The sequence below is a fragment of the Streptomyces sp. NPDC092296 genome (assembly GCF_044755465.1).
Lineage (GTDB): Bacteria > Actinomycetota > Actinomycetes > Streptomycetales > Streptomycetaceae > Peterkaempfera.
The window spans coordinates 921,430-935,417 of the sequence record NZ_JBIVRB010000001.1 but is presented as its reverse complement, the minus strand read 5'-3'; the positions used below and the strand labels follow the sequence as shown (position 1 = coordinate 935,417).

Genomic DNA, 13,988 nt, shown 5'->3' with positions numbered 1-13,988 from the left:
AGCTGACCCCTGACACCCGGCACCGCCAAGGCGGCGGCCCCGGCGCGGACCATCGCGCCGGGGCCACCGCCGTTCCTGGCCCGGTATCACTCGTACCGCAGGCCCGACGGCCGCATCATCCGCCACAGCACCGGCAGCGTCACCACCGTCACCAGCAGCACCACGGCCCCGCCCAGGCCGCTGATCCCCAGCACACTCCCCCAGTCGTAGGCGACCGGGTAGGAGAGCAGCTTGAGCAGCACCCCGCCCAGCGCCAGACCGAGCGCGAAGGCGATGACCGTACCGATCAGGACCGGAAGCAGCGCCTGCCAGAAGACCGACACCGCCATGGTGCCCCGGCGGGTGCCGAAGGCCGCCAGCACCGCCAGCACCCGCTTGCGGTCGCGGAACTGCTCCAGCATGCCGACCAGCATGCTCGCGCCGATCAGCAGCAGCAGCGCGGCGGTTCCGGCCAGCAGGGCCCGCTTGATGCCGGTGAAGTGCCGGTCGGCCGCCAGTTCGCCGCTGGTCCAGGCCCGCATCCTCGGGTCCACCGTGGCGGCGACGTTGAGCACCCGCTCGAACGCGTCCGGGGTGCCGGCGCGCAGTCGGAGCAGCACCCTGAGGTCCGAGGCCGCGAGCAGCGTCCGGTCGGCGGCCCTGGGGGTGAGCAGCAGCACCGCGTCCCCGAGCGCGTCGGCCGACTGCGCCTGCTTCAGTACGACGGACCGCCGGGCCGCCGGGACCTGCCACGCCGGGCCGCCCTCGTCGTACCCCAGGTGTACGGTGCTGCCGCCGCTGAGCATCTTCCGGTCGGCTCCGCCTGCCCGGCCCGAGGGGGCGAAGCCGGTGAACACATCGCCGTCCCGGCAGTCCGGCAGGACGGCGACCAGGCGCAGCGCGGCGCAGTCGGCGATCCGGGCCGACGCATAGGCGCTGTCGCCCCGGCCGGCGAGCGGCACATCCGCGAAGCCGACGGCTGCGGCGACCGCCGGGTCGGCCCGGAACCTCGCCGCGATCTGCCCCGCCCGGTGGGCCGACGGGACCTGGCCGGTGACGGGGTCGAGGTAGGCGGTGGTCCGGTACGTCCCGTACCGGGCCTGTTCGTCGACCATGGCGCCGTAGTTGCCGTCGAGTCCGGTGAGCAGGGACTGCAGCGCGATGCCGCCGGCCACGGTGACGGCGATGCCGTTGACGGTCCTGGTGGCGGCGTCGCTGCTCAGTCCCAGTCGGCGGACGGCGAGCTGCCAGGAGACGCCGCCGAAGCCGCCGACCCGGCGGACCACCGCGTCCACGGTCCAGGGCAGCAGGGCGGTCACCCCGATCAGGGCCAGGATGACACCGGCGATCAGCAGCAGCCTGCCCCGGCCGCCGGCTGCGGCCTGCGGGTCCTTGACGGCCACCGAGAGCAGCAGCAGGCCGAGCACCGGCAGCGCGATCCGCCACCACATCCGCCGCCGGCTGCCGCCGGCCCGGCGGACCACGCCGAGCGGCTCGACCGCGACCCGGCGCATGGCCAACCGGGTGACCAGCACCGCGAGCACCGGCACGGCGACCAGCACCAGCACGGTGAGCACCGGTGAGGGGGTGACGTCGGAGGCGTAGAAGCTGTAGCCCTGGCTGCTGAACCGTTCGATCAGCGGGCGTACGGCCAGGAAGAGGCCCGCGCCGAGCAGCACGCCGAGCCCGGCGCCGACCATGGCCTCACCGGCGGCGATCCGCTCGGTGGTCCGCCGGTCGGCGCCGACCAGCCGCAGCGCGGCCAGCCGCCGGTCGCGCTGCTCGCCGCCGAAGCGGACGGCGGAGGCGATGAACACGCCGATCGGCAGCAGCAGGACGACGCAGCCGACGATGCCCAGCACCGCCAGGTCCGGAGAGAGGGGGCTCGATCCGAAGTTCTGGCCGAAGCCGCTGATCCGCTGGGTGGTACCGCCGGCCGCCAGGTGCTCGCCGCCCAGGTAGTAGGCGTACTCGCTCGGGCCGACCAGTCCCGCCCGGCCGATGACACCGGCCACCGGGTGGTTCAGCCGCTCGCGCAGCAGCTTGCCCTCCGGCGAGGCGAGCAGCCGCTTGAGGGCGGGTGAGACGACCATCTGCCCCGGCGCGGGGTACCGGTCCAGGCCGGGCGGCGGCACCGCCTTCGCGCCCTCGGGCTGGATCAGCCGGCCGCGCACCTCCTCGCCGTGGTAGCTGGTGTCGACGTAGGCGATCAGCAGGGTCCGGTCGGTGCGGTGCTGGGCCTGGGGGCCGCCGGCGAGCTCGAACCGGGCTTCGCTGCGCGCCTGCCGACCCTGCATCATCGCCGGGATCGAGGAGGCCAGCAGCAGCATGGCCACGCCGAGCGCCACGCCGACGGCGGTCAGCAGCGCCCGGGTCAGGCTGTCGCGGCCGCCGGTGGCGGCCATCCGGAAGCCCATGGCCAGCTCGTTCAGCGAGCGGGAGGCCACCCGGTCGCGTGGGTCGGCGGGTTGGGGATCGGCGGGTTGGGGGCCGGCGGGTTGGGGGCCGGCGGGTTGGGGATCGGCGGGCCGGCTGCCGTCGGGCGCGGTCACAGGCCGCCGCCCAGGTCACGGGTGCGGCCGTCGCGGACGACGACCTCGCGGTCGGCGTAGGCGGCGACCCTGGCCTCATGGGTGACCAGCAGGACGGCGGCGCCGGTGTCCCGGGCGGCGGCGGTGAGCAGCTGCATCACCCGCTCGCCGTTGAGCGAGTCCAGCGCGCCGGTGGGCTCGTCGGCGAAGACCACCCGGGGGCCGGTGACCAGTGCGCGGGCCACGCCCACCCGCTGGCCCTGGCCGCCGGAGACCTCGCCGGGCCGCTTGGCGGCGACCTCCGCGACCTCCAGCCGCTCCAGCCATTCGGCGGCCCGCTGCTCGGCCTTGGCGCGGCGCAGTCCGTCCAGCCGCAGCGGCAGGGCGACGTTCTCCAGGCAGGACAGCTCGGGGACGAGCTGGCCGAACTGGAAGAGGAAGCCGAACTCGGTACGCCGCAGCGCGCTGAGCCGGGTGTCGGACATCCCGGTGACGTCCTGGTCGCGGTAGCGGATGCTGCCGCCGTCGGGGCGGAGGATGCCGGCCAGACAGTGCATCAGGGTGGACTTGCCGGACCCGGAGGGTCCCATCACGGCGACGATCTCGCCGGGTGCGACGGCCAGCGAGGCGCCGTCCAGGGCGGCGGTCGGGCCGAAGGACTTGCGCAGGGCGGCGCCGGAGAGCAGGGCGCCCGCCGGGTGCCGGAGCGCTTCGGTGGGGACGGGGGCGGTGACGGGAGTGGGCATCAGCTGCGGACCTTCCGCGCGAGTTCGTCGATGCGGGCGGCGGTGAGCTCCAGCCAGCGCAGGTCCGCTTCGAGGTGGAACAGGGCGTAGTCGCAGACCAGTTGGTCCGCGAGGTCACCGGTGGTCTTGCGGCGGGTGAGTTCGCGCATCAGGCGCAGATGCTCGGTCCGCTGCACATCGAGGATGTCGACGGCCGGGCGGCCGGTGAGCAGCGCCAGCACGACCTTGGTGTAGAGGGTGTTCTGCAGGTACGGCTCGGGGCTCTCCGGCTTGGCGAGCCACTGCTCGACGTCGGTGACGCCGGCGCTGGTGATGGCGTACCGCTTGCGGTCGGGACCGGCCCCGGCCTCCACGCCGACGACCTCGACCAGGCCGTTCTTCAGCAGCCGGGAGAGCGTGGCGTACACCTGCCCGTAGTGCAGCGGGCGGTCATGGCCGAAGCGCTCGTCGTAGGCGCGCTTGAGGTCGTACCCGTGGCGCGGGTGGGGCTCCAGCAGCCCGAGGATGGTCTGTCCGAGTGACATGCCGTTGACTATACACACCACGTATACATGCGATGTATACCGCTGGTCGGAGCCGTGCGGGCAGCCGCCAACGAGGCCATGCCTCGGCAACGGGGAGTCAGATCCGCTCAGGTGGATTTCGGGCCGCAGGCCCTTGATGCGCCGCGTCGCTCCGCCCGCCCCCGGTCAGGAGCGGACGGAGCGACAGGTCAGGCGGGGGACTTGTCGGTCTCCGGCCGGCCCGCGACAAAGCTGCCCATGCCGATACGGGTGACGACGAGTCCCTCGGCGCGCAGCGCGCGGACCGCTTTGCGCACGGTGTCGCGGGCGACGTCGAACTCGGCCTCCAACTGCACCTCGGAGAGCTTGTGCTTGGGCGGGTAGCCACCGCTGGAGATGCGGTCTCTGAGCACCTCGGCGATCTGCTCCCACTTGGGCCGGGTGGGGTCGTAGTCGTACACAGGGCGAGCGTACGTACCAGCCCACATGTAGACATAGAGACGCCCAGGGACGCCTATGGATAGCTAGGTGTATACAGGTGCCTACAGTGTTCAGCCCCCAGACCCCGGTCCAGCCAGGCCCGGGGCCGGGCCGCACCAACGGAGGGTGACATGGAGGAGGCCGCCGATGCGCCGCCGAAGAGGTATCAGCCCTGCGGCCGCTGCCGCCGTTGCCGCTCCGGCCACCCCGACCCGAGCGAGCCGCGCGACTGCTACGCCGACCACCTCAACGCCACCGTCACCGCCGCCCTCGCCCGCATCCGCCGCCACCCCGACGGCGACTGACCCTCCGCCACTCCCCCCGGGGCCGCCACCGCGGGCCGCCCGCCCGCACACCCCGGCAGCGCAACGCCCCCTTCCCCCTCCCCCTAGGCTGGTTCCCATGATCCGTGCAGTCGTGTTCGATGTCGGCGAGTGCCTGGTGGACGAGACCCGCGAATACGGCACCTGGGCCGACTGGCTCCAGGTCCCCCGGCACACCTTCGCCGCCGTGTTCGGTGCGGTCGTCGCCCAGGGCCGCGACTACCGCGAGGTCTTCCAGGAGTTCCGGCCCGGCTTCGACCTGTACGCCGAGCGGGAGAAGCGCGCGGCCGCCGGCCGGCCGGAGACCTTCGGCGAGGACGACCTCTACCCGGACGTCCGCCCCGCGCTCACCGCGTTACGGGAGGCCGGATTATGGCTGGGCATCGCAGGCAACCAGACCGTCCGCGCGGGCCGCATCCTGCGCGAACTGTTCACCGATGACGTCGACCTCATCGGCACCAGCGACGACTGGCGGGCGCACAAGCCCGACCCGCTCTTCTTCGACCGGCTCGCCCAGGCCGTGCCCCACCCCGCCGCCGACATCCTCTACGTCGGTGACCGCATCGACAACGACATCCGCCCGGCCGCCGCCGCCCGGCTGGCCACCGCCCTGATCCGGCGCGGCCCCTGGGCCACCATCCAGTGGCACACCCCCGAGGCCCGAACGCTGCCGGACCTGCGGATCGACACCCTGCTCGACCTGCCCGAGCGGATCGCCAAGCTCAACGTTGAAGCGCGCTGAGCGTCGTCCCCCACCCGTAGAGCCGGTCGTCCAGCCGCCGTACGCACTCCAGCTCCGCCCATGGCGTGAGGCCCCGCCGGACCTCGCGGACCCGCTCCATCCCGGTCGCGTACCAGGTCACCGCCAGCTGGTCAAGGGCCTGGTCGGCGCGGGCGCATGCCTCCTCGGGCCGCCGGGCGGCCACTTCCACGGCGGCCAGGTCCCCGAGGACCACCGTGGCCTGCTTGCCCTCGCCGTCACCGAGCAGGCCGAGCGCCCGCTCCAGGCTCTCGCGCGCCTGCGGCAGATGGCCGGCCCGCAGCTGGACGTTCCCCTTGAAGGCGACGATGCGGGCGGGGCTGAACCAGTCCAGCCATGGCGGGCTGGCGGGCCCGCCGCCGTCGGCGAGGACGTTCTCGGCGTGGCCCAGCAGGTGCAGCGCCGTCCGGTGGTCGCCGCAGCGGGTCATGCACTCGGCCTCGACCGCGTCCAGCCAGGCCCACAGCTCACCGGAGGCGGGACCCCGCCGGGCGTAGGTCCGCGCCGCCACCATCCGCTCGGTCGAGTCGTCCCTGCGCCCGGCCCACCCGGGGACGAAGGCGGCGTGCGCGAGGATCGCGCTCCCCAGCAGCGGATCGTCCGCCTCGCCCGCGGCCTGGAGGGCGCGGACCAGGGTGCTGTCGGCGCACTCGGGCTGGCGCAGGTCGAAGAACTCGATCCGGCCCGCGAGCAGCAGACTCTCCGCCAGGGCCTGGGCGACGGCTCGGCGGGGCATGCCCGAGGTCTCCCCGAGGAGCGCGGTGCCGAGGGTGGCGTGCTCGGCCACGGCGGCGTGCAGTTGGGCGGGCGCCACGGACCAGTACAGCCGCCGGTGGGCGGCGGTGATGGCACCGTAGTCGGCCCCGATGGTGCTGGGCTGGGCACTCGCGGCGGTGGGCCGGGGCAGGGCGGCGGGCGCGACCGGCCGTACCGGGAACTCGGTGCGGCCGGGCTCCGGAGGCCGCCCCTCCCCCGCTGCCGGGGAGTCGCCCCAGGCCGGGCGGAAGCCGAGCCGTTCGAGGGGCAGGCCGAGGACGTGGACCAGCAGGCGCTGGTGATCGGCGCGCGGCCACGGCGGAACGGCGGACTCCCACCGCCTGACCTGCCGGACGCTGATGTCGAGCTGCCCCAGACCGAGCTGGAGCGAGGCCCGCAGCAGGGCGTCGGCGAGTGCCTGCTGCGAGGCGTACCCGGCCGCCTGCCGGGCGGCCTTGAGGGCGGTGTTGCCTGCGGGCCGGGGCACCGGGGCACCTCCTCCGGAGGAGACTGCGCTGTGTCAGCTGACGATACTGCCGGGCCGGTCCGGTGGGAGGACCTTTCCACTCGCAAGCGGTAAGCAAAGGCCGCTGGGCGTCCCTTGGAAGTCCTCTGCTCGACCTTCAAAGCGTCCCTTCCGGGCTGGACGATGGACGTGTCCGATCACCAGTGACGCCTCGTCACCTCTGCAGCCTGGGGCCCAACGTGTCGCAACCCCCCGTTTCCCGTGCGTTTCCCCCGCGACCCGGCAGCCGGCCGTTGACCGGCCGGGCCGCTGCCCGCCGCCCCCAGCACCCCGGAGCCCGCTGATGGCCACCGGGATGACGATGCGGGTCTACCGGCGCACCCCCGACGGCGGCCGCCATGACGAACGGGAGATCGTGGTCATCCCCGACCAGAACCCGGACCCGGACGCACTGCGCAGCCGCTTCCCCCCGTGCCGCTGCCCCCGCTGCCGGGAAACCCCGGGCCGGTCACGCCGCTGACAGCGGCCCCTACCGGCGCCCCCTGCTCCCCGGGCGTGCCCGAGTGGCGAGCGGTGGGCGGGGGCGGCCGCCGGTAGGGTCGAAGCGGCGTCCGGTGTGCCGGGTGCCGGTCGGTGATGACGGGACCGAGCCAGGGAGAGCCATGCTGAACGCCTTCGCCGAACTGTCCACGCCGCTGCTGGCCGACGCCTGCGTCCGGACCGGCGTACCACTGCGCGCCGCCCCGCCCGGCATCGGCGCGGTCGTCCCCGGCCACCGGATCGCGGGACGGGCGCTGCCGGCCCGGCACTACGGCAGCGTGGACGTCTTCCTGGAGGCGTTCGGCCGGGCCGAGCCGGGCGACGTCCTGGTCATCGACAACGGCGGCCGGGCGGACGAGGCCTGCATCGGGGACCTGGTGGTGCTGGAGACCGAGGCGGCCGGGCTGGCGGGCCTGGTGGTCTGGGGGCTGCACCGGGACACCCCGGAGCTGGTGGAGATCGGCCTCCCGGTGTTCAGCTACGGCAGCTACCCGCCCGGCCCGGTGCGGGTGGACGAGCGGGAGCCCGAGGCACTGGCCACGGCCCGGTTCGGGCCGCACGTGGTGAGCAGCGACGACATCGTCTTCGGTGACGACGACGGCGTGCTGTTCATCGCGTCCTGGCACACCGAGCAGGTCCTCGCCACCGCCCACCAGCTCCACCGCACCGAACGCGCCCAGGCCGACCGCATCCGCGCCGGCGAGACCCTCCGCCACCAGACGGCCTTCGACGAGTACCTGGCCCAGCGCGCCACCGACCCCACCTACACCTTCCGCCAGCACCTCCGCCGCATCGGCGGCGCCATCGAGGAGTAGACCCGACCTGCCTGCCCGCCCGCCTTCGACACGGAGGGCGCGCAGCTCCGGAACAAAGCAAAAGCCCAGGTCCCCGGCGGTATCCGGTCGACCTGGGCCTTCGTCGTACGTGCCGCCGGAACGGCAGAGTGTGCCCCAGGCAGGATTCGAACCTGCGACACCCGCTTTAGGAGAGCGGTGCTCTATCCCCTGAGCTACTGAGGCCGGCGCACTGGTGATGTGCGTGAGCGCCCGGCGGGGGCGCTCGATGCACAGGGTACCGGATCGTGAGGGCTCAGTTGCGGGGGTTGTCGGGCTCGGTGGCGTCGAGGAGGGGTGGGTCGGACCTGAGGTGGGGTGGGGCGAAGAGGCGGAGGAGGTGGTAGCCGGCGATGGTGACGACGGTGCCGAGGGGGATGCCGTCGAGGGTGAAGTCGGCGGAGAAGCGGATCGAGACGTCACCGATGCCGATGATGATGCCCGCCGCGATGGGGACCAGGTTGAGCGGGTTGCCGAAGTCGACCCGGTTCTGGTGCCAGATCTTGGCGCCGAGCAGGCCGATCATGCCGTACAGGACGACCGTGATCCCGCCGAGCACACCGCCGGGGGTGGCGGCCACCACCGCGCCGAACTTGGGGCACAGGCCGCAGAGGATGGCGAAGAGCGCGGCGCAGAGGTAGGCGGCGGTGGAGTAGACCCGGGTGGCCGCCATGACGCCGATGTTCTCGGCGTAGGTGGTGGTGGCCGGGCCGCCGGCGGCGGTGGAGAGCATGCTCGCGGCGCCGTCCGCGATGATGGCCCGGCCGAGGTCCGGGTCGAGGTCGTCGCCGGTCATCTCGGCGACCGCCTTGACGTGCCCGGCGTTCTCCGCGATGAGCGCGACCACGACGGGGAGTGCCAGCAGCACGGCGGAGAGCTTGAAGTCGGGGGCGTGCAGCGAGGGCAGTCCGAACCAGTCCGCGTGCCGGACGCCTTCGAGGTCGACCCGCCAGTGGTCGGTGACCTGCCCGGCGCCGGTCACCGAGTGGATGCGGCCGAAGACCCGGTCGAACACCCAGGACACCAGGTAACCGAAGATCAGCCCCAGGAAGACCGCGATCCGCGACCAGAAGCCCCGTACGACGACCATCGCGCAGAGCGTGAACGCCATGGTGAGCAGGGCGATCCACTGGTCCTGCGGCCAGTACGTCCTGGCGACCACCGGTGCCAGGTTGAACCCGATGATCATCACCACCGCGCCGGTGACCACCGGCGGCAGCACCGCGTGCACCACCCTGGCGCCCAGCAGTTGGACCACCACGCCGGCCGCCAGCAGCACCGCGCCGACCGCGAACATCGCCCCGGTGACGGTGCCGATGCCGCCGCCGGCCGCCTTGATCGAGGCGGCGACGCCGACGAAGGAGAGGCTGCTGCCCAGGTAGCTGGGGATGCGCCCCCGGGTGATGAGCAGGAAGAGGATGGTGGCGACACCGGAGAGCAGCACCGCGAGGTTGGGGTCCAGACCCATGAGGACCGGAGCGACGAACGTCGCGCCGAACATGGCCACCACATGCTGGGCGCCGAGGCCGGCGGTGCGCGGCCAGGAGAGCCGTTCGCCCGGCCGGACGACCTCGCCGGGGGCGGGCGTGCCTCCGTCCCCGTGGAGCTTCCAGCCGAGGGCCATACCCGTGTCCTTCCGGTCGACGCCGTGCGGCGGCTCCGGCGGGAGCGGCCGGTCGCCGTGGTGATCGTCGGCAATGGTCGCACAGCGTCACCACGGCGCCCGGGGCGGCCCGGCGCAGGGGGGCGACCGGCCCGGCTCAGTGGCAGGACGGCACCGCGAACCGGCGCTCCTCCCCCGGGTGCACCACGGCCGTCCGGCCGCCCAGCTCCACCCGGATCGGCTGCGCCGCCGAGGCCGGTACCGAGATCCGCAGCGCCGCCGGCTCCACGCTGACCCGGACGCCCCAGTTCCCCCGGTAGCGCAGCCGGAAGCCGAACCGGGACAGCGGCGGCATCGGCACCGGGTCCAGCCAGAGGGCGTCCGCGCGGGTCTCCAGACCGGTGAGGCCGCGCTGCACCAGGTCCAGGGTGCCGGCCATGGCGCCCAGGTGGATGCCCTCGGCGGTGGTGCCGCCCTGGATGTCGGCCACGTCGCCGATCAGCGCCTCCTGGCAGTACTGCCAGGCGTCGGCGCGCCGGGCCCGGACCAGCACCCAGCCGTGCACCAGGCCGCTGAGCGTGGAACCGTGGCTGGTGCGGCGCAGGTAGTGGTCGACGGTGCGCCGCCAGATGTCGTCGTCCAGCGTGTGGCCGAGCCGTTCGAAGAGCCCGGCCAGCTCGGCGGGGGCGAAGAGGTAGCCCAGCATCAGCGCATCGGCCTGCTTGGACGCCTGGTAGCGGTTGACGGTGTCGCCCTCCGCCTCCAGGATGCGGTCCAGGCGCCGGATGTCGCCGTAGCGGGCGCGGTAGCCGTCCCAGTCCAGCTCCAGCAGCTCGCCGTAGCCGTCGAACTGGCTGATCACCCCCTGGTGGAAGGGCACGGTGAGCCGGCGCGAGACGTCCTCCCAGCGGTCCAGCTCGGCGGGGTCCAGCGCGAGCCGGTCCAGCAGCTCCTCACGGCGGAAGGGGGGCAGCGCGGGCAGCAGCTCCAGGGCGCGGCAGAGCACCCAGGCGGCGGTGACATTGGTGTACGCGTTGTCGTCCAGGCCGGGCCGGTCCGCGCCTGGGTACGCCTCGTGGTACTCGTCGGGGCCGACGACGCCCAGGATGCGGTACCGGCCGGAGCCCGGGTCAGGCACCGCCGAGGAGGCCCAGAACCGGGCGATCTGTAGCAGCATCTCGGCGCCCTTGCCGTGCAGGAACTCGGTGTCGCCGCTGGCCTGGCAGTACTGCCACACGTCGTACGCGATGGCCGAGCCGACGTGGTGCTGCAACCGGGAGTGATCGGGCAGCCAGCGTCCGGAACGCGGGTTGAGGTGCAGTTCCTGGGTCTCCTCGCGGCCGTCGCCGCCGCTCTGCCACGGGTACATCGCACCGCTGCGGCCCACCGCGCGGGCGGCGAGTACGGCCTGCGGCAGCCGCCGGTGACGGTAGGTGAGCAGGGCGCGGGAGACCTCCGGGAAGTGCAGATTGAGGTACGGCAGCACGAACAGCTCGTCCCAGAAGACATGGCCCCGGTACGCCTCGCCGTGCAGGCCCCGGGCGGGGACGCCGACGTCCAGCTCGGCGGTGTGCGGGGAGAGCGTCTGCAGTACGTGGAATAGGTGCAGGTGCAGGATGCGGCCGGCCTCGCCGGGGACGTCGAGTTCGGCGCGGCGCCACAGGTGCCGCCAGGCGGTGCGGTGTCCGGCCAGCAGCTCGGCGAAGCCGGGGGCCTGCCGGACCCGGTCGAGGGCGGCTTGCAGCGGGTCGGTGACGGCGGGGTCGCGGGAGGTGAACAGCGCCACCGTCTTCTCCACGGTGGCGGGGCGGCCCGGTGCGACCGGCAGCGTGAGCAGTTGGGCGACCCGGCGGTCATCGGCGCCCGAGGCGGTGCCCGAGGCGGTGTCCGAGGGAGCGCCCGAGGCGGTGACAGCGGCGGGGGCCGTGGCCGGGGTGGTACGGGTGCGGGCGGCGAGTGCGATCCGGATGTGGGAACTGGTGGTGCGGCAGCGCAGCCAGACGGTGTCGGGCTCGGCGGTGCCGGTGTCGACGCCGGTCAGCTGGGAGCCGTTCAGCTCGCGGTAGCGGGCGACGCCGGTGTTGGCGACCCGGCCGTTGAGGGCGGATTCCACCTCGACGGTGCCGCTCCAGCCCCGGGCGGTGAAGGTGGTGCGCAGCGCCGCCAGGTACGGGTCGCCCATGTGCACCAGGAGCCGGTGTTCGACCAGCAGCTCACCGCCGGGCACCCGGTACGCCATCCGCCGGGTGAGGGTGCCGGCGTCGAGGTCGAGGCAGAGCCGGTAGTCCGCCAGCTCGGGTCCGCCGGGGGTGAGCCAGTCGGTGGGCGGGCCGCCGCCGGGGTCGGGGAGCCGGTAGCGCAGCGGCAGCCAGTCGGGCAGGTTGACCAGGTCCTCGTTCTCCACCTGGCGGCCGGCGACGGTGGAGGTCAGCCGGTTGTAGACGCCCGCCGCGTAGGTGCCGGGGTAGTGCACCGGACCGGCGTCGGCCTCGGGCGCGGCGCCCCGGGTGGCGAAGCGGCCGTTGCCCAGGGTGCACAGGGCCTCCCGCAGCCGCTCCCGCTCCGGGTCCCACCCCTGGTATTCCCAGGTCCGCTCGGGCAACGGGCTCACTCCTCCGCGCATCGGCCCCCGGTCCCGCCCAGGCTAGGGCGCCCCGGGCACCGGCGCGCGCCGGGCGGGTCGGTGGTGGCGGGCGCGGGCGGGTCGGTGGTGGCGGGCGGGTCAGTGGCGGCCGACGGCGAACATCAGCAGCAGCAGTCCGGCCCAGAGGTGGGTGGCGGCCACATAGATCAGGACCCGGATGGTGGTGGCCCGTTTCTTCTTCTGCTCGACTTCCCTGACGCTGGGGGCGCCGGTGGGGGTGCCGGTCGTGGTGTCGGCCATGGGGGATCGCCTTCCTGCTGTCAGGCCCGGGGGGTGGTGGCGCGCAGCTGGGCGAGCAGTTCGCCCTGGCCGGCGATCATCTCGGTGAGGATGCGGCGGGCGGCCCGCAGCAGCTCCGCGACATCGGGGGTGCTCAGCGCGTACACCACGGTGTTGCCCTCGCGGGTGGAGGTGACCAGCCCGGTGCGGCGCAGCACCGCGAGCTGCTGGGAGAGGCTGGAGGCTTCGATGTCGATCGAGGCCAGCAGCTGGCGCACCGGCAGCGGGCCGTCCTGGAGCAGTTCGAGTACCCGGATGCGGACCGGGTGGCCGAGGGTGCGGAAGAACTCCGCCTTGGCCTGATACAGCGGGACCGGCACGGTCATCCCTCCTCGTCCGCCTCGCCGTCGGTGGCGGGCAGCTTCACTCCATGCAGGTCGGCGAGGCGCAGCAGGCCCCTGATCCGGCCCCGGTACGCCTGTACGCCGTCGTCGTCGCCGGCCCGGCGCGCGTCGGCCAGCTCCCGCCGGGCCGCCGCCAGCTGGAGCAGGAGCTCTTCGTCGAATGCGGCCATCGGCATCTCCAGTCCCTCGGACATCAATGTCCCATCAATATGCAGAATTCTTCAAATTGTCATCCCCCCTCCGGACAGGGTAGGAGTCGGATCGGACGCGTCCGCGTCCCCGAACCACCGTGGAGGACCCATGCAGCCCACCGTCACCGTCGGCGTCGACGGCTCCCCGGAGAGCCTGGCCGCCGCCCGCTGGGCCGCGCGCGAGGCGCAGCGGCGTGCCGCGCCGCTGCGCCTGCTGCTCGCCTGGCCCTGGCTGTTCAACGCGCCGCCCACCGTGCGGGATTCCGACACCGGCGGGGCCCAGGAGATGCTGGGCGGGGTCGAGGCGGGGCTGCGCGCGGACTTCCCGGGGCTGGAGATCAGCGCCGACCGGGTCTCCGACCACCCGGCCGGGGTGCTGGTGGCGGCGGCCGAGGAGTCGGCGCTGCTGGCGCTGGGCTCGCGCGGGCTGGGGGCGCTGTCCGGGTTCCTGGTCGGGTCGGTCGGGCTCCAGGTGCTGACCCGGGCGGCCTGCCCGGTGGTGTTCGTACGGGCCGGGGAGGACGCCGGAGCGGACGCCGGGGCGGACGCCGGGGCGGCGGAGCGCAGCGGTGGCGGGGCGGGCGTGGTGGTCGGCGTCGAGCTGGACCGGCCCTGCGAGGAGGTGCTGGAGTTCGCCTTCGCCACGGCGGCCCGCTGGTCGGTGCCGCTGCGGGCGGTGCACACCTGGAACCTGCCGACCACGTACGGTTACGCCGCCGTGCCGCTCAGCGTGGACCTCACCAGCAGCCTGGCCACCGAGGCCGAACAGCGGCTGACCGAGGTGCTGCTGCCCTGGCGGGAGAAGTACCCGCGGCTGGCGGTGGCGGAGCAGGTGGTGCTGGGGTCGGCCGGCACGGTGCTGAACGAGGCGTCGGAGCGGGCGGCCCTGCTGGCGGTGGGCCGCCGCAACCGCCCGTCCCCGCTGGGCATGCACATCGGCCCGGTAGCCCATGCCGTGCTGCACCACGCCCGCTGCCCGGTCGCGGTGGTGCCGCACGGCTGACCGGGCG

15 protein-coding genes and 1 tRNA gene are annotated in these 13,988 nt (G+C 73.9%); 5 read left to right on the top strand and 11 right to left on the bottom strand.

Translation table 11 applies throughout. The features are described 5' to 3' along the window. Positions 1-86 precede the first annotated feature (86 nt). From ACIQGZ_RS04365 to ACIQGZ_RS04350, 4 genes are all read right to left on the bottom strand, one after another. Positions 87-2,531, bottom strand: coding sequence for an FtsX-like permease family protein (locus ACIQGZ_RS04365; RefSeq protein WP_402599272.1), 2,445 nt, complete (start codon positions 2,529-2,531; stop codon positions 87-89). Further along, positions 2,528-3,256 carry an ABC transporter ATP-binding protein gene (locus ACIQGZ_RS04360; RefSeq protein ID WP_402599271.1) on the bottom strand — a complete coding sequence of 243 codons (729 nt, stop codon included), beginning with the start codon at positions 3,254-3,256 and terminating at the stop codon, positions 2,528-2,530. The genes ACIQGZ_RS04365 and ACIQGZ_RS04360 overlap by 4 nt, the downstream gene beginning before the upstream one ends. Continuing rightward, positions 3,256-3,780 (bottom strand): PadR family transcriptional regulator, encoded by a 525-nt coding sequence (locus ACIQGZ_RS04355; protein ID WP_402599270.1) that lies wholly within the window; start codon positions 3,778-3,780, stop codon positions 3,256-3,258. Before ACIQGZ_RS04355 ends, ACIQGZ_RS04360 begins: the two co-directional genes overlap by 1 nt. 188 nt (positions 3,781-3,968) lie before the next feature. Then, complete coding sequence (locus ACIQGZ_RS04350) at positions 3,969-4,220, bottom strand: GntR family transcriptional regulator (RefSeq protein WP_402599269.1); 252 nt, start codon at positions 4,218-4,220, stop codon at positions 3,969-3,971. Positions 4,221-4,370: 150 nt separating this feature from the next. Here ACIQGZ_RS04350 and ACIQGZ_RS04345 point away from each other — a divergent pair, with 150 nt between their 5' ends. After that, positions 4,371-4,544, top strand: a complete 174-nt coding sequence (locus ACIQGZ_RS04345) for a hypothetical protein (protein WP_402599268.1) — start codon at positions 4,371-4,373, stop codon at positions 4,542-4,544. A 97-nt stretch (positions 4,545-4,641) separates the two neighbouring features. Then, positions 4,642-5,304, top strand: a complete 663-nt coding sequence (locus ACIQGZ_RS04340; protein WP_402599266.1) for an HAD family hydrolase — start codon at positions 4,642-4,644, stop codon at positions 5,302-5,304. Here the strand turns inward: ACIQGZ_RS04340 and ACIQGZ_RS04335 are convergent. Continuing rightward, positions 5,285-6,565 carry a transcriptional regulator gene (locus tag ACIQGZ_RS04335; RefSeq protein ID WP_402599265.1) on the bottom strand — a complete coding sequence of 427 codons (1,281 nt, stop codon included), beginning with the start codon at positions 6,563-6,565 and terminating at the stop codon, positions 5,285-5,287. The genes ACIQGZ_RS04340 and ACIQGZ_RS04335 overlap by 20 nt on opposite strands. 322 nt (positions 6,566-6,887) lie before the next feature. On the opposite strand from ACIQGZ_RS04335, the gene ACIQGZ_RS04330 reads away from it, so the two are divergent. Continuing rightward, positions 6,888-7,064 carry a hypothetical protein gene (locus ACIQGZ_RS04330; RefSeq protein WP_402599264.1) on the top strand — a complete coding sequence of 59 codons (177 nt, stop codon included), beginning with the start codon at positions 6,888-6,890 and terminating at the stop codon, positions 7,062-7,064. A 142-nt stretch (positions 7,065-7,206) separates the two neighbouring features. Further along, entirely contained in the window at positions 7,207-7,899 is a 693-nt protein-coding gene (locus ACIQGZ_RS04325; protein WP_402599262.1) for an RraA family protein, read from the top strand. Positions 7,900-8,030: 131 nt separating this feature from the next. On the opposite strand, the gene ACIQGZ_RS04320 is transcribed toward ACIQGZ_RS04325, so the two are convergent. From ACIQGZ_RS04320 to ACIQGZ_RS04295, 6 genes are all read right to left on the bottom strand, one after another. After that, positions 8,031-8,103 (bottom strand) — tRNA-Arg (locus ACIQGZ_RS04320). A gap of 70 nt (positions 8,104-8,173) precedes the next feature. Beyond that, positions 8,174-9,541 carry a uracil-xanthine permease family protein gene (locus ACIQGZ_RS04315; RefSeq protein WP_402599261.1) on the bottom strand — a complete coding sequence of 456 codons (1,368 nt, stop codon included), beginning with the start codon at positions 9,539-9,541 and terminating at the stop codon, positions 8,174-8,176. A gap of 136 nt (positions 9,542-9,677) precedes the next feature. Continuing rightward, entirely contained in the window at positions 9,678-12,122 is a 2,445-nt protein-coding gene (locus ACIQGZ_RS04310) for a glycoside hydrolase family 65 protein (protein ID WP_402599260.1), read from the bottom strand. Positions 12,123-12,242: 120 nt separating this feature from the next. Then, the gene (locus ACIQGZ_RS04305) at positions 12,243-12,404 is read right to left on the bottom strand and encodes a DUF6126 family protein (RefSeq protein ID WP_402599258.1); all 162 of its coding nucleotides are present in this window, start codon (positions 12,402-12,404) and stop codon (positions 12,243-12,245) included. A 20-nt stretch (positions 12,405-12,424) separates the two neighbouring features. Further along, positions 12,425-12,763 (bottom strand): ArsR/SmtB family transcription factor, encoded by a 339-nt coding sequence (locus ACIQGZ_RS04300; protein ID WP_402599978.1) that lies wholly within the window; start codon positions 12,761-12,763, stop codon positions 12,425-12,427. Between the two features lie 2 nt (positions 12,764-12,765). After that, positions 12,766-12,957 carry a hypothetical protein gene (locus ACIQGZ_RS04295; protein WP_402599257.1) on the bottom strand — a complete coding sequence of 64 codons (192 nt, stop codon included), beginning with the start codon at positions 12,955-12,957 and terminating at the stop codon, positions 12,766-12,768. A 130-nt stretch (positions 12,958-13,087) separates the two neighbouring features. Between ACIQGZ_RS04295 and ACIQGZ_RS04290 the strand changes: the two genes are divergently transcribed. Then, positions 13,088-13,981: a universal stress protein gene (locus ACIQGZ_RS04290; RefSeq protein WP_402599256.1), complete on the top strand. Its 894-nt coding sequence runs from the start codon at positions 13,088-13,090 to the stop codon at positions 13,979-13,981. Positions 13,982-13,988 lie beyond the last annotated feature (7 nt).